19 protein-coding genes are annotated in these 19,539 nt (G+C 50.6%); 2 read left to right on the forward strand and 17 right to left on the reverse strand.

The annotated features are described in order from the left end of the window. The first annotated feature begins 28 nt into the window (after positions 1-28). Complete coding sequence (locus DSM2777_RS18200; protein WP_061554775.1) at positions 29-934, forward strand: TIGR01777 family oxidoreductase; 906 nt, start codon at positions 29-31, stop codon at positions 932-934. 568 nt (positions 935-1,502) lie between these two features. Here the strand turns inward: DSM2777_RS18200 and hisP are convergent. The 16 genes from hisP to DSM2777_RS18280 all read right to left on the reverse strand — a co-directional run bounded on the left by hisP (position 1,503) and on the right by DSM2777_RS18280 (position 17,329). Beyond that, entirely contained in the window at positions 1,503-2,276 is a 774-nt protein-coding gene (gene hisP, locus DSM2777_RS18205; protein WP_061554776.1) for a histidine ABC transporter ATP-binding protein HisP, read from the reverse strand. A gap of 10 nt (positions 2,277-2,286) precedes the next feature. Then, a complete protein-coding gene (locus tag DSM2777_RS18210) occupies positions 2,287-3,006 on the reverse strand; it encodes an ABC transporter permease (RefSeq protein ID WP_061554777.1) in 720 nt (239 codons plus the stop codon). Beyond that, entirely contained in the window at positions 3,003-3,689 is a 687-nt protein-coding gene (gene hisQ / locus DSM2777_RS18215) for a histidine ABC transporter permease HisQ (RefSeq protein WP_061554778.1), read from the reverse strand. The genes DSM2777_RS18210 and hisQ overlap by 4 nt, the downstream gene beginning before the upstream one ends. A 77-nt stretch (positions 3,690-3,766) precedes the next feature. Beyond that, a complete protein-coding gene (gene hisJ / locus DSM2777_RS18220; RefSeq protein ID WP_040046410.1) occupies positions 3,767-4,549 on the reverse strand; it encodes a histidine ABC transporter substrate-binding protein HisJ in 783 nt (260 codons plus the stop codon). Positions 4,550-4,943: 394 nt separating this feature from the next. After that, positions 4,944-5,519: a UbiX family flavin prenyltransferase gene (locus DSM2777_RS18225; RefSeq protein WP_025797830.1), complete on the reverse strand. Its 576-nt coding sequence runs from the start codon at positions 5,517-5,519 to the stop codon at positions 4,944-4,946. Further along, complete coding sequence (locus tag DSM2777_RS18230; RefSeq protein ID WP_025797828.1) at positions 5,516-5,896, reverse strand: helix-turn-helix domain-containing protein; 381 nt, start codon at positions 5,894-5,896, stop codon at positions 5,516-5,518. Before DSM2777_RS18230 ends, DSM2777_RS18225 begins: the two co-directional genes overlap by 4 nt. A 564-nt stretch (positions 5,897-6,460) precedes the next feature. Continuing rightward, a complete protein-coding gene (purF, locus tag DSM2777_RS18235) occupies positions 6,461-7,978 on the reverse strand; it encodes an amidophosphoribosyltransferase (RefSeq protein WP_061554779.1) in 1,518 nt (505 codons plus the stop codon). Between the two features lie 21 nt (positions 7,979-7,999). Next, complete coding sequence (gene cvpA, locus DSM2777_RS18240; protein WP_025797824.1) at positions 8,000-8,515, reverse strand: colicin V production protein; 516 nt, start codon at positions 8,513-8,515, stop codon at positions 8,000-8,002. Positions 8,516-8,793: 278 nt separating this feature from the next. Further along, a complete protein-coding gene (gene dedD, locus DSM2777_RS18245; RefSeq protein WP_061554780.1) occupies positions 8,794-9,606 on the reverse strand; it encodes a cell division protein DedD in 813 nt (270 codons plus the stop codon). 15 nt (positions 9,607-9,621) lie between these two features. Next, positions 9,622-10,896: a bifunctional tetrahydrofolate synthase/dihydrofolate synthase gene (gene folC / locus DSM2777_RS18250; protein WP_061555433.1), complete on the reverse strand. Its 1,275-nt coding sequence runs from the start codon at positions 10,894-10,896 to the stop codon at positions 9,622-9,624. Positions 10,897-11,137: 241 nt separating this feature from the next. Further along, on the reverse strand, positions 11,138-12,046 hold the full coding sequence (accD, locus tag DSM2777_RS18255; protein WP_046457596.1) for an acetyl-CoA carboxylase, carboxyltransferase subunit beta: 909 nt from the start codon (positions 12,044-12,046) through the stop codon (positions 11,138-11,140). 401 nt (positions 12,047-12,447) lie between these two features. Then, on the reverse strand, positions 12,448-13,110 hold the full coding sequence (locus DSM2777_RS18260) for a DedA family protein (protein ID WP_046457597.1): 663 nt from the start codon (positions 13,108-13,110) through the stop codon (positions 12,448-12,450). A gap of 77 nt (positions 13,111-13,187) precedes the next feature. Next, positions 13,188-14,051 (reverse strand): tRNA pseudouridine(38-40) synthase TruA, encoded by an 864-nt coding sequence (gene truA / locus DSM2777_RS18265; protein ID WP_061554781.1) that lies wholly within the window; start codon positions 14,049-14,051, stop codon positions 13,188-13,190. Further along, positions 14,051-15,061, reverse strand: a complete 1,011-nt coding sequence (locus tag DSM2777_RS18270) for an aspartate-semialdehyde dehydrogenase (protein ID WP_040046405.1) — start codon at positions 15,059-15,061, stop codon at positions 14,051-14,053. Before DSM2777_RS18270 ends, truA begins: the two co-directional genes overlap by 1 nt. A 245-nt stretch (positions 15,062-15,306) precedes the next feature. Further along, on the reverse strand, positions 15,307-16,434 hold the full coding sequence (pdxB, locus tag DSM2777_RS18275) for a 4-phosphoerythronate dehydrogenase PdxB (protein WP_061554782.1): 1,128 nt from the start codon (positions 16,432-16,434) through the stop codon (positions 15,307-15,309). Between the two features lie 118 nt (positions 16,435-16,552). Further along, positions 16,553-17,329 carry an AraC family transcriptional regulator gene (locus DSM2777_RS18280; RefSeq protein WP_046457600.1) on the reverse strand — a complete coding sequence of 259 codons (777 nt, stop codon included), beginning with the start codon at positions 17,327-17,329 and terminating at the stop codon, positions 16,553-16,555. A gap of 152 nt (positions 17,330-17,481) precedes the next feature. On the opposite strand from DSM2777_RS18280, the gene DSM2777_RS18285 reads away from it, so the two are divergent. Beyond that, a complete protein-coding gene (locus DSM2777_RS18285) occupies positions 17,482-18,411 on the forward strand; it encodes a DMT family transporter (protein WP_061554783.1) in 930 nt (309 codons plus the stop codon). Between the two features lie 596 nt (positions 18,412-19,007). Here DSM2777_RS18285 and DSM2777_RS18290 read toward each other — a convergent pair. Continuing rightward, positions 19,008-19,508: a protein disulfide oxidoreductase gene (locus tag DSM2777_RS18290; RefSeq protein ID WP_061554784.1), complete on the reverse strand. Its 501-nt coding sequence runs from the start codon at positions 19,506-19,508 to the stop codon at positions 19,008-19,010. Positions 19,509-19,539: the final 31 nt, after the last annotated feature.

Here is a 19,539-nt window from a genome sequence, read left to right on the forward strand (position 1 = left end):
GACATATCCCTGATCTTGGAGAAGGCTTATGCGTATTTTTATCACTGGCGGAACGGGGCTTATCGGCAAACCTCTTTGCCAACGTCTGTTGACGCTGCACCACGAGCTCACGGTTTTAACCCGCGATCCGCAGAAAGCGAGGGAAAAGCTCGGCGATAACGTTCACTACGTAACGTCTTTGGAAGCGCTTTCAACGCTGGACGGCTACGACGCCGTGATTAATCTGGCCGGTGAGCCTATCGCGGATAAACGCTGGACAGAAGAGCAAAAACAGCGTCTTTGCCATAGCCGTTGGGATATTACCGAACGCCTTGTCGAACTGATTCATAACAGCGCTACGCCGCCTTCTGCGCTGCTATCAGGTTCGGCCGTGGGATATTATGGCAACCAAGGTGAAGCCTTGGTCACCGAAGACGATACCCCGCATCATGAGTTTACCCACGATCTCTGCGCGCGCTGGGAAGGCATTGCCTTACAAGCCTCCAGCGAGAAAACACGCGTCTGCCTAATGCGCACAGGCATTGTTTTGGCACCCGACGGCGGTGCATTAAGCAAAATGCTTCCTCTTTTCCGACTCGGTTTGGGCGGGGAAATGGGCAATGGCCGACAGTATATGCCGTGGATCCACATTGATGACATGGTCAACGCCATTCTCTATTTGCTGGAATGCCCAACGCTCAACGGCCCGTTCAACATGACTTCCCCCTATCCCGTTCACAATGAACAATTTATCGCCACATTAGGCGAGATTTTGGGCCGCCCTACGGTGGTACGCACGCCAGCATTTGCGATAAAAACCCTCATGGGTGAAGCCAGCGTGCTAGTCCTCAGCGGACAGCGTGCCATTCCCAAAAGGCTGGATGAAGCCGGATTTGGGTTCAGGTATTTTGAGTTGGAAGATGCGTTGAGGAATGTGTTGGGGAAGGAGTTTTAAGTAGGGGGAAGGGTTCATTCGCTAAGTGAGTATGTAGCCTTCGTGTAAGGTTTCGTCTGCCAAGTGTGTATGTAGCCTTCGTGTAAGGTTTCGTCCGCCTATCAATAACCGCTATCACATATAGCTAAATCGAAGGCGACCGATGAGGGGCGCCAGCGCGCGCCCCTTCAATCCTCGCGCTTTTATCCGAGACGCAATCTCCGCGCCGGGTCGGCATGCGCCATCCTTGGCGCCTCCTCCCCTCGTGAAAACATCCTGTTTTCACTGCTCTCACTACCAAGACTTAAACTATTAAAAAGACAAAGAGACTAAATTATCTTTTATCTTTTCCATGTTGGATGAAATGCATTTTAGAGCCGCCAGCAGGGACGCTGGCGGCAGGTTGAGGGCGTACAGGATGTACGCTCCGAAACCGGTCGGACAAACGACTCGGTAAAAAGCGCGAGAGTGCAGAGACCACGCGCCGGTGGTCTCTGCCCGCACGCCTTCACGTATCGGCCAATGAAACTCGGTATTGACTGGCGCGCGGAATATTACACTGGAGTGATACAAATCATTGAAACTCCCCCTACTTCATTGCCCCCGACAAAAACTGCTGCAACCTCGTACTCTTCGGGCTGCCAAATACCAACTCCGGTGGCCCCTGTTCTTCAATCACGCCCTGATGCAAAAAGATGATGTGGCTAGAAACATTACGGGCGAAGCCCATTTCGTGTGTCACAACCACCATCGTTTTTCCTTCCTCGGCCAGTTTTTGCATAATGCGCAATACCTCACCAACTAGTTCAGGATCGAGCGCAGACGTCGGTTCATCAAACAAGAGCACTTCAGGCTCCATCGCTAATGCCCGAGCAATAGACACGCGCTGTTGCTGCCCACCAGAAAGATTGATCGGGTATTTACCTCGTGCCCTTTCATCGATGCCCACTTTTTCCAGATAGCGGATAGCCCGCTCGCGTGCTTCTGATTTACTTAGCCCAAGTACTTGAATCGGCGCTTCCATCACGTTTTCCAACACCGTCATGTGACTCCACAGATTGAAATGCTGGAATACCATCGTCAAACGCGTACGCAACAAGCGTAATTGCTTTTTATCACCCACCTTTAATTGGCCATCTGTATCTCTTACTAAGCCGATATCAGCACCGTTAATGGCAATCGATCCTTCGCTCGGTTTTTCCAGAAAATTAATGCAGCGTAAAAACGTGCTTTTCCCCGATCCGGAAGATCCGATGATGCTAATCACATCGCCTGCCTGAGCGGTCAGTGACACGCCTTTAAGCACTTCATGATCGCCATAGCGTTTATGCAATTCGATAACGTTAAGTTTTGTTGGATTCATAAACGGCAGCTCAGTGAGTTAACGAAGGGTTTACGTGTGCCATCCAGCGTTTTTCCGCTTTACGAAACAGCCGAATGAGCACATAAGAAATGGTCAGATACAGCACTGCGGCAATACCGAATGCGGTAAAGGGTTGATAGGTTGCAGAGTTGATATCCCGTGCAACCTTGAGCAAATCTGGCACCGTGGCAGTGAACGCCAGCGCCGTTGAATGCAGCATCAGGATGACTTCATTGCTGTACGCCGGTAACGCCGTGCGTAATGCCGATGGCAAAATAATGCAGCGGTAAAGTTTAAAGCGCGAGAACCCATAAGCGTTAGCGGCTTCAATTTCCCCATGAGGCACCGCACGGATCGCTCCGGCAAAAATTTCCGTGGTATAGGCGCAGGTATTCAAGGTTAATGCCAGCAGCGCACAGTTAAGCCCGCTGCGGAAAAAAGCGTTCAGCAGTTCGGTTCCTTTCACAATCTCCAGCGTGTACATGCCTGAATAAAATACCAACAGCTGAACATACAGCGGCGTTCCGCGAAATATCCATGTGAAACACCAAACCGGCGTTGAAACCCAACGATTCGGAGAGACTCGCGCCACGGAAAGCAAAACGGCAAGTACGCCCCCCCCCATCACCACCGAGGCAATCAGCAACCACAGCGTGATGGCGATCCCTGTAAAACGAAAACCGTCGGTCCAGAGCAATGATTTCCAATACTCATGAATAATCTCGTTCATAGCTCGGCCCTTCTCACGCCCGCTGAATAACGTTTCTCAAGCAGCAACAGCACGCCGTTCGATAGCGTGGTAAATAGCAGATAGATCACGCCGGCCACAATAGCGAAGTAAAACGGCTGCCAAGTTCCCTTGCCTGCAATCTGAGTGGCTTTGACCAAATCATCTAAGCCAAGCAATGAAACCAACGCCGTCGCTTTCAGGATCACCTGCCAATTGTTGCCAATCCCTGGCAGGGCATATCTCATCATCGCAGGAAACAAAATACGCCGGAAAATCTTGCTGTTGGAAAAACCAAGAGAGGTAGCGGCTTCTATCTGACCTTTTGGCACCGCCATAAATGCGCCGCGAAAAGTTTCGGTAAAATAGGCACCATAGATAAAACCCAGTGTGATCACTCCGGCAACCAGCGGATCGATATTAAACTGCGACCAACCCAATAAATCGGTCAGCTGATTTAACATCATCTGTAGGCCATAGAAGATCAGCAGCATTAACACCAGATCGGGAACACCGCGAATTAGCGTGGTGTAACCTTCAAAGATCGTCGCAAGGACGGATGAACGAGAGAGCTTGGCGGCAGCCCCAATTAAACCGATTACAACGGCGAGCAGCACCGAGCTCACGGCCAGCTCCAGCGTAACGAGGGCACCATTAAGAATTAGTTGGGAGTAGCCTTGTAGCATTATTCAACCTGCCATTTCATAGCGTACCACTTAACCCATAGGCACCCGCCTCAAAGCGGAGGGTGCCTGACCTCGGATTAACCGCCGTAAACGTTAAAATCAAAATATTTTTTGGCGAACTTATCGTAGGTGCCATCTTTACGCATTGAATCGAAGGCTTTATCCAAGGCGACTTTCAAATCCGTTTCATCTTTACGCAGGCCCATTCCAGTACCCACGCCAAAAATGGCGTTATCTTTTACCGAAGGCCCCGCAAACGCATAATCCTTACCGGCTGGCTGTTTCAAGAAGCCTTCGCTCGCAGCAACTTCATCCTGAAACGCAGCATCAATTCGACCTGCGGCTAAGTCAGCGTAAATTAAATCCTGATTTTGATAAGGCACCACATCAACACCTTGTGGACGCCAATGCTGGTTCGCATAGGTTTCTTGGGTTGAGCCCTGCAATACGCCTACGTGCTTGCCTTTAAGAGATTCCAAGGTTGGTTGAATCGGTGAACCTTTCGCTGCTACGAGGCGAGAATCTGCCGCGTAGAGCTTTTCAGTGAAGGCGATTTCTTTCTGGCGTTTTTCGGTAATCGACAGCGAAGAAATGATAGTGTCGATTTTCTTGGCTTTCAGTGAAGGGATCAGCGCGTCAAAATCGCTCTCCACGAAAGTACATTGAGTATTGATTCGCTTGCACAGCTCTTTCGCCAAATCGATATCAAACCCAACGAGCTGACCTTGCGGATTTTTAGAGGAAAACGGCGCATAGGTTGGATCAGTCCCCACACGGATATGATCGGGAACAGCAGCAAACACGCTGGAAGAACCTACCATCGCCAAAAACAGAGATACCGCTAGGACGTGCTTCTTCATACTTTACCCTCAAGAAAACGGTTTATGGTCGTGATGTTTTTGTGTTGACTGCATCGCAGTGACGCAGCGTGTCGAACTCAATGGTTAGACTTAAAATTGTTATAGGCTTGCAAGCGAGGCGTGCATTGAAATCTTTAGCAGGTTTCATGCCATGCCGTATTTCAAGGCGAAACGTTCATCACAAAGACGCTGAGAGTACGCAGCACAACACGGTGCAACGCGGCACTACAGGCTTCAAGACATAGGCTTCATAGGGATGAGCTACTCTGCCTCGCTTTAGCAAAGATAGAGCAGCAATAGCAAAACGACAGGTTCAAGAGGGGGAAAAACAGACTTTATGCACCAAAGGTGATCAATGTTGCAAAAATGCACTAATGTTGCACCAGTGTTACTATTATTTATGCCCACCGCCCCAGCGGGTGAACAGATCTTCAGGCATTTCAATATCGAACTGATCGATAACACGATTGACGGTTTGATCGATAATATCTTGCAGCGTTTGCGGACGATGATAAAACGCGGGTACCGGAGGCATAACAATGGCACCCAATTCGGCGGCGGTGGTCATCATTCTCAAATGCCCCAGATGCAACGGCGTTTCTCGTACACAAAGCACTAAACGACGATGCTCTTTCAACACCACGTCAGCTGCACGGGTTAGCAGATTGTCCGTATAGCTATGAACAATGCCCGACAGGGTTTTCATTGAGCAAGGCAGAATAACCATCCCCGCCGTTTTGAACGACCCCGAGGAAACGCTGGCAGCGATATCACGCGAATCGTGAACCACATCGGCTAAACTCTGCACGTCTCGCAGCTGCAGGTCGGTTTCCAATGCCAACGTCTGACGAGCGGCATTACTCATGATGAGATGAGTTTCGATATCAGGCACACCCTGCAGCACTTCCAGTAAACGTACACCGTAGATTGCACCGCTGGCACCAGAGATACCGATAATTAAACGTTTCATGAGTGTTGGCCTACTTTTGCAGATTTAATCAGGCATTCGGCAGGAATGCCAAACAACGTGTGTAACCGTCGGATCATCGGTAACGTTAAATTACGTTTACGATTTAATACTTCGTACACTCGATTTGGGTTGCCAATCGCCGCAGTCAGATCGCGAACTGTCAAACCAGATTGCTCCATGCGAAACTTGATTGCTTCAACAGGATCGGGAAGATCAACTGGAAAATGTTTAGACTCATATGCTTCTATCAGAGTAAGCATAACTTCAAAACTATCCCCTTCAGGCGTGTTCGGTTTTGGAGGATTATCAAAAAGGGGCGATACCTCTTTCAACGCAGCTTTGTAATCTTGTTCATTACGGATGGGGCGAATATTCATCTACCACTCCACAAACCTCAGAATAGGATTAATGGATCCTATCCCAAATTGGGACTTTTACCAATCTTTTATAGAGGCTCGGTGCAAGGTTTCGTACGCTGTTAACTTTTACGCTTCCCTAAACTATTGCGTAAGCGTCCGAGAAGAGGTTGCCAGCGCGCAACCTCTTCACTCTCGCGCTTTTTACCGTGCTGTTTGGCCGACCGGTTTCGGAGCGCACATCCTGTGCGCCCTCAACCTGCCACCAGCATCCCTGCTGGCGGCTCTAAAATGCATTCTTTCAACATGAAAAAGATAAAAGATCTTCTTATCTTTTTAGTTATTTAAGTGTTGGTAGGGAGAGCCGCCGGTACAGGGATGTACCGGCGGAGTTTGGGGCGCCCTGGATGGGCGATACCAAACCGTAGCGGAAATGACATCTCGGATAAAAGCGCGCGAGTGCAGAGACCACGCGCTAGTGGTCTCTGCCCGTACGCCTACACTAACGTGCCAATAAACTCAATATTTGACAGGCGGACGGAATCTTTCACCGCAATAATATCAAGAATAGGCTACTGAACCAGCTTACCCTTCGTTATGCATCTCAAGATTCTCTGCTTCTTCCTGGCCGCGAATCGCTTTTGCGTCATCGCTGCGCAGGGATTGCAGGTAATCCAGATAACCCTGATCCACATCTTTCGTGACGTAAATCCCGTTAAATACCGAGCATTCAAACTGTTCGATATCTGGGTTTTCTTCACGTACCGCTTCGATCAAATCGTCGAGATCTTGGAAAATCAAACCATCGGCGCCGATGATTTTGGCAATTTCACTCACCTCACGACCATGCGCAATCAGCTCGTTCGCGTTTGGCATATCAATGCCGTACACGTTAGGGAAACGAATTTCAGGTGCAGCAGAAGCTAAATAAACTTTTTTCGCCCCTGCATCACGCGCCATTTCCATAATCTGCTGTGATGTGGTGCCGCGCACGATGGAGTCATCAACCAGAAGCACGTTTTTATCACGGAATTCTGCGCGGTTCGCGTTCAGTTTGCGGCGCACTGATTTGCGACGCTCCTGCTGACCCGGCATGATAAACGTGCGTCCTACGTAGCGGTTTTTAACAAAACCTTGTCGATACGGTTTTTCCAGAATACGTGCAATCTCCAATGCGATATCACACGATGTTTCAGGGATTGGAATAACCACGTCGATATCCAGATCTTCCCACTCACGGGCGATTTTCGCGCCTAATTTCTGCCCCATGCGCACACGGGCGCTATAGACAGAAATTTTGTCGATAAAGGAGTCTGGGCGAGCAAAATAAACGTACTCAAACAGGCAAGGATTGCTCTTCGGATTATCTGCACACTGGCGGGTAAACAGCTGCCCTTTTTCAGTGACATAAATCGCTTCACCCGGCGCAACGTCACGGATGAACTCAAAGCCTAAGGTATCCAAGGCCACGCTCTCAGAAGCTACCATGTACTCAACACGGCCATCTTCCAAATCACGCTTACCAATCACCAATGGACGAATGCCGTTAGGGTCGCGGAAAGCAACCATACCGTGACCAATGATCATCAGCACGCAGGCGTAAGCCCCACGGATCTGCTGGTGCGTCGCCGCCACGGCAGCAAACACGTTATCGGACTCCAGCGGATAGTGGTCAAAACGATCCAGCTCGTGAGCAAAGATATTCAGCAGAATTTCAGAATCAGACGTGGTATTGACGTGGCGACGCGCACGCTCAAACAGTTTCTGCTTAAGTTCGTGCGCGTTGGTCAGATTACCATTGTGCGCCAAAGTAATACCGAATGGGGAGTTGACATAAAACGGCTGCGCCTCGGATGCGCTGGAACTGCCTGCCATTGGGTAGCGAACGTGGCCGATACCCATATTGCCCTGCAGGCGTAACATATGCCGTGCTTCAAACACATCTTTCACCAAACCGTTCGCCTTACGCAAACGGAAGCCATTATTGGCATCAATAGTGACGATGCCTGCGGCATCTTGCCCACGGTGTTGAAGCACCGTTAACGCATCATAAATCGACTGGTTTACCGGTGTAAAACCGGCGATACCGACAATACCGCACATGTTGTCATTTCCTCATCAGCGTTACCGGAGCGGGAGCGGAATAGAAGGCAAATGCTCCGGTATGAAACTCGACGTGCTCTGCAGGTAGTCAAAGAACCACCTGATGATGTAACTGAACTGTGGGATGAGCTGTGACTGTTTCCAGTCTGCACTTTGTGCCATCGAGGTAAAGGTATCCAAAAAGAACAGAATCGCCGAGACAATCAGCACCCCACGCAGTGCACCAAAACAGATGCCCAGCACGCGGTCAGTTCCGCTCAATCCGGTTCGCTCTACCAGCGAACCAATCACATAGTTAACAATGGCACCGACAATCAACGTTGCAACAAATAGGATCGCAATCGCGATGCCGTTACGCACCAGCGCATCTTCGAAACGAGTGAAGTAGACAGCGAGATAGGTGTAGAAATGGCTGGCGACAAAGAATGCTGCCCCCCACGTAACCAATGACAACGCTTCTCGCACAAATCCTCGGATCAGGCTCACTAACGCCGAAAATCCGATGATGCCAATAATGACCCAATCAATCCAAACCATGACTATTCCAATTCAAGAATTGCCTCGGCATCCAGTTCGCGGCGAATTCTAACAGAAAAAGAAAACGTTTGCGTAGAGGATTTCCCTTCCTGTTCGCAAATTTTATTCTCATAAAAATTTGACACAGATTCAGCTTGTACCCTCGACTAAACCAACGCCCAAATGTATCAATCCAAATAGAACAACAGCCCTGCTCTCATCGCTGGGAGCAAAGCTGCTGTAAAATCGAACACGATTCATCGTTTAGATGAATTGACGTTCGAAACGCCTATCGACCGCTATTTACCGCTATAGCTGCGCACCTGACCATTCAAGCCACTAATGCTATTAAGTTCAGGCAAAGCAGACTGTAGTTTTTGTTTAGAGGCATCAGGCCCGACAAACAGACGCGTGATTTCGCCCTGCACCGGCGACGCTGGCACCGTATAAGCACGGTAACCGGACAACCGCAGCTTAGCCACAATCTCGCTCGCTTTAGACGCATTGCGTAATGCCCCTAGCTGCACCACATACGCCTGCCCCGCCGGTGCTTTTTCTTCCGGCACCGCAGCAGGTTTAGTTTGCTCTACTGGCTTAGGCTGTTCGACCGGTTTTGGTTGCTCAACCGGCTTCGGCTGTTCAACGGGTTTCTCGACCGGTTTCGGCTTCGCTTCTACCATTTTCGGTGGTTCGACTGGTTTCGGCTTCTCAACGGGTTTCTTCACCGGTTTTGGCTGTTCAACAGGTTTATTTTCCACCGGCTTACTTTCAACCGGCTTCAACTCAACCATGTCTCCGCGCCCTTGGTGGGTATTAGACGAAACCGCCGTGCTTGCGCCTTCACGGTCCTGAGTCGGCACGTTACCGTTATCCATCGGCGTCTGAGCATTCGCGCCTTCCTGCGGTATCTGAGGCGTTTCGCTCAGAGGTTGAGTTACCGGAGGAATAACGTCCGTAGGATCATCCTCACCTGGCTTTGGCACCAGCGGAATAGCAGCAAACTCATCCTGATAATGTTTTTTCTGCCCGTCTAACAAACCGGGCAAAACGATTACGCCCAGCGCAACGATAATGACCGAGCCAACCAGTCGATTCTGAAACTTACTTGCCACTCGCTCTCTCCGTTTCTAGTGATGCGTTTCTAATACCGCCATAACATGCGCAACGGTATGGAATGAGCCACAAACAATCACGATATCCTGCGGAGCTGCATCATGCATCGCTTTTCGCCACGCACTTTCGACGTCGGTAAACACGTTTGGTTCATCCAAATGTTCAGCCAAACGCGCGACCGGAGCACCACGCGGCCCTTCCAGCGGCGCACAGTACCAATCATCGATCAACGGTTTTAAACACGCCAGCGTGCCCGCAATATCTTTATCTTCCAACATTCCCACGACGGCACGAACGCGCCGAGGCTGCGTAGCCGGACGCTGTTCTAGCAGCTGCTGCAAACGCCCCGCCAGATAACCTGCCGCATGAGGGTTATGTGCCACATCCAAAATCAGCAAAGGCTGCTCGCTGACAATTTGGAACCGGCCAGGTAACTGTGCGGTTTCAAGCCCTTGGCGAATAGCCGCTTCATCGACTTTAAGATCACAATGACGCAGCGCAGCCAGCGCGGTGGCGGCATTAGGCAATGGCACTTTCGGTAGTGGAAGATGCGACCACGTGGTGTCTGCATCCTGCCACTGCCAGTCGTGCTGGGTGGCGCTGAAGTTCCAGTCGTGACCACGACGATAAAGCTTCGCGCCCTTATCTGCGGCAACCTCAGCGATGGTCAGCGGCATATCAGGCTCGCCCACAATCGCTGGAATACCTGCACGGAAAATGCCTGCTTTTTCACGCCCGATACTTTCACGATCTGGCCCCAGCCAGTCGGTATGATCCAGCGCGATACTGGTCACCACCGCCACGCTTGGATCAACAATGTTTGTGGCATCTAAACGACCGCCGAGGCCGACTTCCAAGATCACCACGTCCAGCGCCGACTGTTTAAACAGCTGCAAGGCCGAAAGCGTGCCGTATTCGAAATAGGTCAGAGAAATATCCCCGCGCCCTGCCTCTAAGGCCGCAAAGGAGCGGCAGTGGTCGGCTTCGCTGAGCTCTTCACCCTGAATGCGTACTCGCTCGGTGTAGCGCAGCAGATGCGGGGAACTGTAGACACCCATCCGAAAACCGGCGGCCATCAGGATAGATTCTAAGGTTCGGCAGGTGGTGCCTTTGCCATTGGTACCGGCAACGGTAAATACGGTAGGTGCGGGTTTAAGGAGATCGAGGTTTTCAGCGACGCGTTTGACGCGATCCAGTCCTAACTCAATCGTTTTACTGTGCAGGTGTTCTAGATAATGCAGCCATTCGTTCAAGGTCGAGGTGGCTTGGGGGATTGGGAGATTGTTCATAGTCATTGATCGTTCATGAGTCCCGTTCAAACCGGTTCAAGAAGTCAACAAAGCCCCGAATGGGGCTATGATATAAGACTGCTATACCCGTATGACGACAGGCTGCATACACATTGGCTAAGCTATTTTCCCTAGGCACATCACGCGAGGTACACACGGTGGATGCCCTAGGTATCAACAAATTAGCCGACTTTCTGCAACCCGAATTGTGAGGGTATACAACCAGATGAGGAGAGAAGACTTAGTCTTGAGTCTCGCCTTCAACAGGGATTTCGCGAACGACTTCACTGCTGACAGGTTCTGGTTGCCCTGTCATTTTAGCCACAAGGCTTGCCAATTTGTCGCGCATTTCTGGACGACGGACGATCATATCGATCGCACCTTTCTCGATCAGGAACTCACTGCGTTGGAAGCCTGCTGGCAATTTCTCACGCACGGTCTGCTCGATAACGCGAGGGCCGGCAAAGCCGATCAGCGCTTTTGGCTCGGCGACGTTAATGTCACCCAGCATCGCCAAACTTGCAGAAACACCACCCATGGTTGGGTCAGTCAATACCGAGATATAAGGCAGACCGCGTTCTTGCAACTTCGCCAATGCAGCACTGGTTTTTGCCATCTGCATCAGAGACATCAATGCCTCTTGCATACGAGCACCGCCGCTGGCAGAGAAACAAATCAGCGCACAGTTATCTTCCAGCGCCTGCTCAACCGCACGAACGAAGCGCGCACCGACCACAGAAGCCATTGAACCGCCCATGAAAGCAAATTCAAATGACGCCGCAACGACAGGCATACCTTTCAGAGTGCCTTTCATCACAACCAACGCGTCTTTTTCACCGGTTTCTTTCTGCGCCGCAGAGATGCGATCTTTGTATTTTTTGGAGTCCTTAAACTTAAGAATATCCTTCGGCTCCAGCTCGCTTCCCAGCTCAATCTCACTGCCTTCGTCCAGCAAAGTATGCAAACGCATACGTGCAGACATACGCATGTGATGATCGCATTTCGGGCAAACGTCTAGATTACGCTCCAGCTCGGCACGATAAAGCACCTGACCGCAGCTGTCGCATTTGGTCCAGACACCTTCAGGAATGCTCGCCTTACGGGTTTGCGTGATATTACTTTTGTTAAGAATTCGTTCAATCCAGCTCATCGATGACCTTTCTGTTTGAACCTGGCGAAATGCCAGTCCTCTGTTCATGCCATTATGTAACGTTGTCGCTATAGTCTTTAAAATCACAGTAGCAAATTGGCTACGGGATCAAAACGCTTAAGACTATACCCTATCTATTCCATGGTGCAGGAAGGTGAAGCCTGCGAATCACGATGCGCTGACATCAGTCAGTGGCTCGGAAAAACGCATGCGGCCAACACATCTGCAACGTGAAAGATGACGGATATACCAGCAGGAACAGACCATAAATGCCGTTCATTAAACCACAACGGTTCGACTCTGTGGATAAAAAACTGGTCGAACCGCGTGGAGTTTACATTTATTGAACACTCTGGGTGAACAATAAACACAATTTATTTCTCAACTGTGACAGCGACCTATCAGTTAGACGCTGATTTTTTTGCTGCACGCTTGTGACGCCATACCTCGATCACGCCCGGCAGAATAGAGAGCACAATAATCGCGACAATCAGCAGTTTCAAGTTTTCCTGCACCACTGGCACATTACCGAACAGATAGCCCGCGTAGGTAAACAGCAGAACCCACAGCAATGCGCCAATCACGTTGAACATCGCAAAGTGGCGATAGGACATATGCCCCATACCGGCGACAAACGGTGCAAAGGTACGCACAATAGGAACAAATCGCGCCAAGATAATGGTTTTACCACCGTGCTTATCGTAGAACGCATGGGTTTTATCCAGATAGCTACGACGGAAAATCTTGGAGTTCGGGTTACTAAATAGCTTTTCACCAAACAAACGGCCGATGGTGTAGTTCACCGCATCACCAATAATGGCCGCAGCGATCATTAACGCCACCATGGTATGTACGTTGAGATCGTTCGTTGGTAACGCCGCCAGCGCTCCCGCCACAAACAGCAAAGAATCGCCCGGCAAGAATGGCGTCACCACCAAACCCGTCTCGCAGAATAGGATCAAGAACAGAATGGCATAAACCCACACGCCATACTGTGCAACCAACTCAGCCAGATGCACGTCAATGTGCAGAATAAAATCGATTACCCAGTGAATGTATTCCATGGCACTTCACTCTCCAAATAACGCTGGCGGCATCCACCAGCCAAAAAACGGGCCGCAAAAAACTCATTGGTTAAAAACTAATCAGCTAAAAACAGCGGCCCCATCGAAACCTTCGGTAAACCAAAATGTTCAGGATAATCGACAGAAACCAGATACAACCCGGCCGCTTTCGCCGTCGCCGCTGCCAACTTGCGATCTTTCGCCGCCAGCAGTTCAGCCATCCAGCTTTCAGGTTGATTGCCACAGCCAATTTCCATCAGGCTACCCACGATATTACGCACCATATGATGGACAAAGGCATTGGCTTTGATATCAACAATCACGTAATCACCTAAACGCGTCACCTTTAGGTGCGACACATTACGCCACGGCGTTCGCGACTGACACTGTGAGGCCCGAAATGACGTGAAGTCATTTTCGCCCAGCAGTGCCTGACCTGCTCGCTCCATCCGTTCAGCGTCTAAGTGGTGGTAAAAATGCGTCAGACCGCTTTGTAAAACTGCCTGACGATAGCGATGATTGTAGATGACATAGCGATAACGGCGAGCCGTAGCGCTAAAACGTGCATGAAAATCTTCGCTGACGCTTTTTACCCAGCGTACCGCAATATCTTTTGGCATATGGGTGTTCACACCCATCGTCCACGCCGCATCTTTACGCGCAACATGCGTTTCGAAATGCACGACTTGCCCAGTGGCATGAACGCCCGCATCGGTTCGGCCAGCACAAGATACCGTAATCGGCTCACAGGCGACCTTACTCAACGCTTTTTCAAGACACTCCTGCACGCTCGGTGCATCAAGCTGACGCTGCCATCCTGCGTATTGGCTGCCGTCATACTCAATACCGAGCGCAATTTTATACACCGGTTTGGCAGGCAGAGCCTCTGGCTCTGCCGCTGCTATCTCTGCATCCACACCGGATAACGACACATCAGACATTAGTACATGTACTCCTGAATCAGGCGCTCCGCAGTTTCGATAGCCATCAAAGCACCACCAAAACGCACGTTATCCGCGACCGACCAGAACTGAACAACATCAGGTGAACCGTAGTCATTGCGCACACAGCCGATGCTCAGCAGCGGATTACCCGATGCGTCTCCCACCTGCGTTGGATAATCATTCTCTTCGCTCAGCTCGATGCTGTCCAAACGGCCGAACACATCGCGGGCTTCTTCAGAAGATACCGGACGCAGCGTTTCGAGATGCACGGTTTGCGCATGACCATAAAATACCGGAGACTGGATCACGCTAACCGACATCGGCAGGCTTTCATCTTGTAAAATCTTACGCACCTGATCGACCATGCGACGCTCTTCGCGCACGCTGCCTTGTGCATCAGCCACCAGCGGCAACAGGTTAAATGCCAGCTGTTTCTGGAATAAGCCTGGTTCGAAAGGAATGCCGTTTAGCAAACGAGCACTTTGACCCGCGAGATCATCAACCGCCGCTTTACCGTGTGCCGAAGCAGACAGCAGACTGGTAACATGAATGCGAGACAGACCGGCTTCGTCGGTCAATGGACGAATGGCCGTCAACAATTGGCTCACTAGGCTATCAGCGACAACCACGATATTGCGGTTACGATATTCAGACAGCGCTTGTGGATTCACACTTGGTACCACGAGCGGAACATCAGGTTCCATAGCAAACGCATCGCTGCTATCAATCACTAAACAGCCCGCATTTCCGGCCTCTTCCGCATAGCGCAAAGACGCTTCTGTTCCTGCTACGAAGAATGCCAACTGCACCTGTGACCAATCAAATTCGGCCGCATTTTCTACCAGAATTTGCTTGCCGTTAAAGCGCACAGATTCACCTGCGCTGCGCTCGCTAGCCAGAGGGAATAATTCTCCTACCGGGAATTCACGTTCCGCCAACTGTTCCATCAGTGCGCTACCTACCGCACCGGTCGCTCCTAACAAGGCGATATTCCAGCCGTCAGTCATGTTCTTCTCCAAAAGCAAAAATACAGAGCGCCCGACATCACTTGATAAAGTAAAACGGGCGCTGGAAAACAAAACGTTTAGTCACTATGAACCAGACCCCCTCCCAACCTCCCCCTTAACTTGGGAAGAAGTCGAACTGAGATCTCATCCGATAAACTCGATCAGCCCCCTCCCCTGACAAGGGGAGGGTTGGGGTGGGGTCATCTCTCTCATCATCAAAGCGGATAAGAGCTAAGCCACACTCACTAGATTAATTCGGCGCTAAACCCCAGCGCATTCAATAGCTCAACGCTCGCATTGTCGTCGCATTTCACGCATAACGAAGACCATTCACGGCGCTCCTGATAATGCTTACGCAGGCGGTCAAACTCACCGGCCTGTCCTGCAACACGACGCAGCGGTGCATCGTCGCGGCGCACATCATACACTAGATGCATCAGACGTTTGAGTTTTGCCTGATCCAGCGCGCCATGAACGGTTACGCTCGCGATTTCTGGCACCGGTAACAGCTCGCTTAACGCGACGTGCTGCGGCTGGCCAATAAACTCGCTGTAAGCTTCAAAGACCTGTGTTGTGCCACGCGCTTTGCCTTCTAAACTATAACCGGCGATATGCGGCGTACCGATATCCACCAAATCCAACAGCGCTAAAGAAAGGTCCGGCTCAGGTTCCCACACGTCTAGGATCACGCTCAGTTTTTTGCCGTTTTTCAACGCGGCCAGTAAAGCCGCATTATCAACAATCGGGCCACGCGCCGCATTAATCAAAATACGGTTTTCAGGCAAGGCCGCCAGCAGCTCAGCATCGACCAGATGCAGCGTTTTGTCGTCACCCGTTTTATTCAACGGCGTGTGGAAAGTCAGAATATCGGCATCCTGAACCAATTTTTCCAGCGGGTAGAACGTTTCTGCATCGCCCTTCGCCGCACGTGGTGGATCGCAAAGCAGCGTTTGCACACCTAATGCTTGCAGGCGACGATTCAAACGCGAACCCACGTTCCCCACGCCAACGATACCGACTGTTTTTTCGCGCAGGTCAAAACCATCGCGCTCGGCCAGCATCATTAAAGCAGAAAAAACATACTCCACGACGGCAATGGCATTACAGCCTGGCGCCGCAGAAAAACCAATATCGTTATCGCTCAACCATTTATCATCAACGTGATCGGTGCCCGCAGTGGCGGTGCCGACAAAGCGAACGCTGGTGCCACTCAGTAATTCAGCATTCACCTTAGTGACCGAACGAACCATCAACGCATCCGCGCCGACCAACGCTTCGGTAGGCAATGGACGCCCGCGTACTGCCTGTACATTTCCTAAACGGCTGAATAACTCACCCGCATAAGGCATATTTTCATCGACCAGAATTTTCACGTAATTCTCCCGCCGGCGCAGTGCGCTGCGTAAATAATAAAATGATTGAAGCGCTATTTTGCCACCAAATAGGGATGGAGCCCAAATAAGTCAGCACGCTTTCATGGATTAACTGAGATTAACTGACTTTCCGATATCGTTCGGGCGTTGTGCCTGAGATTTGCTGAAACATCACAATAAACGCCGAAGACGAGCTGTATCCCACCTCCAACGCGACTTCTTGCACGGTTTTCCCCTGCTCTAATAAAGGCAAAGCGTGCAGAAAACGCAGGCGCTGCCGCCATTCGCTAAATGACATCCCCAGCTCATTCTGGCAGCGGCGAGAGAGCGTGCGCTCGGTGGTATATACCCGCTGTGCCCAAACGCTGAGCGGCGTGTTATCTGACGGGCAGCTTTCCAATACACGCAGCACCGGCGCTAAGAATTTATCCTGCGAGGTCGGTAAATAGGTTTGATGAACCGGCGCTCGTTTCAATTGATCCACCAAGACTCGACAAAGGCGAATATCTTCACGTGATTCAGGCAAAATCAGATCGCGCTCAAAACAATCATCCACAATGGCATTAAACAGCGGGCTAACGTTAAGCAAACAGGCCTGCGGAGGGAGGTCTTTGCACAATCGATCACTGATATTGATGGTGCGAAACTGTGACAGTTTGCGGTTATAGCTTGAGTGTTCAACGCCAACCGGTAACCAAACAGCAAATTTCGACGGCGCGAGAAAACGCTGATCACCCACGTTCAGCGCCAATACACCGGTTCTAATATAAATCAGCTGCCCCCACGGATGACTATGTGGCAGATATTCAGTATCCGCGTTGACCTCTTCACAGCGGAAAAATAGGTTGCGTACCGAGCTCACCTCAGAGGTTGGAAATGTGCGCTGCTGAGCCATAACGCTTTGCCTCAATCACAGTTAGTGATAATTCAGTTTGTCTGGATTTCATTAAATTTTGTCTGGTTATCACTATATCTAATAAACCAGACACGCGTAAACTAACGCTCGTCGCCACTGTTGTCGACAATAATGTTTTGAGAAGAAATATCATGAATGCACTGTTTCCACTTTTTGCCGTACTGATTTGGTCAATCAACGCCATTGTCAGTAAGGTTTCGGCTGGCGCTATCGATCCAGCGGCCATCTCATTTTATCGTTGGGTGTTAGCGCTGATAGTACTGACGCCTTTTGTGCTGCCCGGCGTTATTCGCAACCGAAAGGCCATTCGACCGCATCTTGGAAAATTATTAATTCTGGGATTGCTCGGCATGGTGCTGTATCAAAGCTTGGCCTATTACGCTGCACACAGCGTCAGCGCCTTGTTTATGGGCATTTTAAGCTCCCTTATCCCACTGTTAACGGTGCTGATCAGCATTTGGCTGCTACGAATTGTGCCCACGGTCGGTATCGCACTAGGCAGCGTGATGTCATTCTTCGGCCTCGTGTGGCTGGTAAGCGGAGGTAACCCGCAACAGCTGCTGACTCACGGCATTGGTTCTGGTGAGCTGATGATGTTCGCGGCATCGGCTTCTTATGCGCTCTATGGGGTGTTAACCAAACGCTGGAATATCAATTTACCCAACTGGCAGTCGCTGTATATTCAGATCGTCTTTGGCGTGTTGTTGCTAATTCCTAACTTCATGCTGACCGACAACGTAAGTCTGAACACGCAAAATATTCCATTGGTTCTGTTTGCCGGTATTCCTGCTTCGATTATTGCGCCATTCCTGTGGATTCAGGGCGTCGTGCGATTAGGAGCCAATAAAGCCTCTATCTTTATGAACCTAACGCCGGTGTTCACCGCCATCATTGCGGTATCGTTCCTACACGAGCAACTGCACAGCTATCATCTCATCGGCGGCGGTATCGCTCTGCTCGGCGTGGTGGTCGCTCAACGTCTACGCACTCCGCTAACGCGTAAAAAAAAGCCTGAAAGCGTGAAGAGCGCAGAGAAGGATGTTTGCTCATCGGCAGATTGATGTAATTTAGCGTTGGATCGGTGAAAGGTTTCGTACATCAATCGCATATGCTGATACCGGTGACGATTTCGTACGCCGGTTAGCAAATGCATTTCTATGAAACCACTGGCGTAGGCGTCCGATGAGAGTCCCATTGCGCGGGGACTCTCAACTCGCGCGCTTTTGACTGAACCGTTTGGCCGACCGGTCTCGGAGCGCACATCCCTGTGCGCCCTCAACCTGCCACCAGCATCCCTGCTGGCGGCTCTAAAATGCATTCTTTAAACATAAAAAAGACAAAAGACATTTTTGTCTTCTTATCTTTTAAATAGTTTAAGTCTTGGCAGTTAGAGCAGTGGAAACAGGAGGTTTCCACTAGGGGAGGAGGCGCCATGGATGGCGCATGCCGACCCGGCGCGGAGATGGCATTGCGGATAAAAGAGCGCGGGTTAAGGGTGGGCGGTCTGGCCCACCCTTATCGGACGCCTTCACTAAGTTTGCATGTGAATACCGTTGCTGATAGGCGGTCGAAACCTTACACCGTAAGCTCACAGACGATCGGCGGTCGAAACCTTACATTAAGGCGATATATGCAACATCACAAACCAACTCTCTCACTAAACCCCCGCCCACCACATCCTCATCTTAATTCCCCAACGGCTACTCCATCCGCTGGTGCTGCTCACCATGCTGCCCTTATTGAGGATCACAAACGTTGGCGTCGCGCTGATATCCCACTCAGCCCCTAAGCGCCCCAGTTGATCGTTCACAACAGGGAAGGTTAAACCTTTCGCTGCCATGCCTCGCATCAGACGTTCATCATCGCCTGAACGAATCGCGATACTCAGCACGTTCACGCCGTCTTTATGGAGTTCTTCAACCATCGGTGAAGTCAGCTTACATACGCCACACCACGTCGCCCAGAAGTAAATCAACAGCGGTTTTTCAGCGCTAAGCGCGGCTAAGGAAACCGTTTGACCATTCACTAACGTGATATCAGGCAGATGCGATATCTCCGGCGGCTGCGGTTTGCGCCATTGATCCATTCCCCATGAGAATGCCGCTAAAACCACGATAAAAATGGCCAGCTCCCTCGCCCATTTTTTTAGCCGCATCATGAGGATGCCCGCGCTAATTCAGCTTTAACCA

This window comes from Obesumbacterium proteus (assembly GCF_001586165.1).
GTDB lineage: Bacteria > Pseudomonadota > Gammaproteobacteria > Enterobacterales > Enterobacteriaceae > Hafnia > Hafnia protea.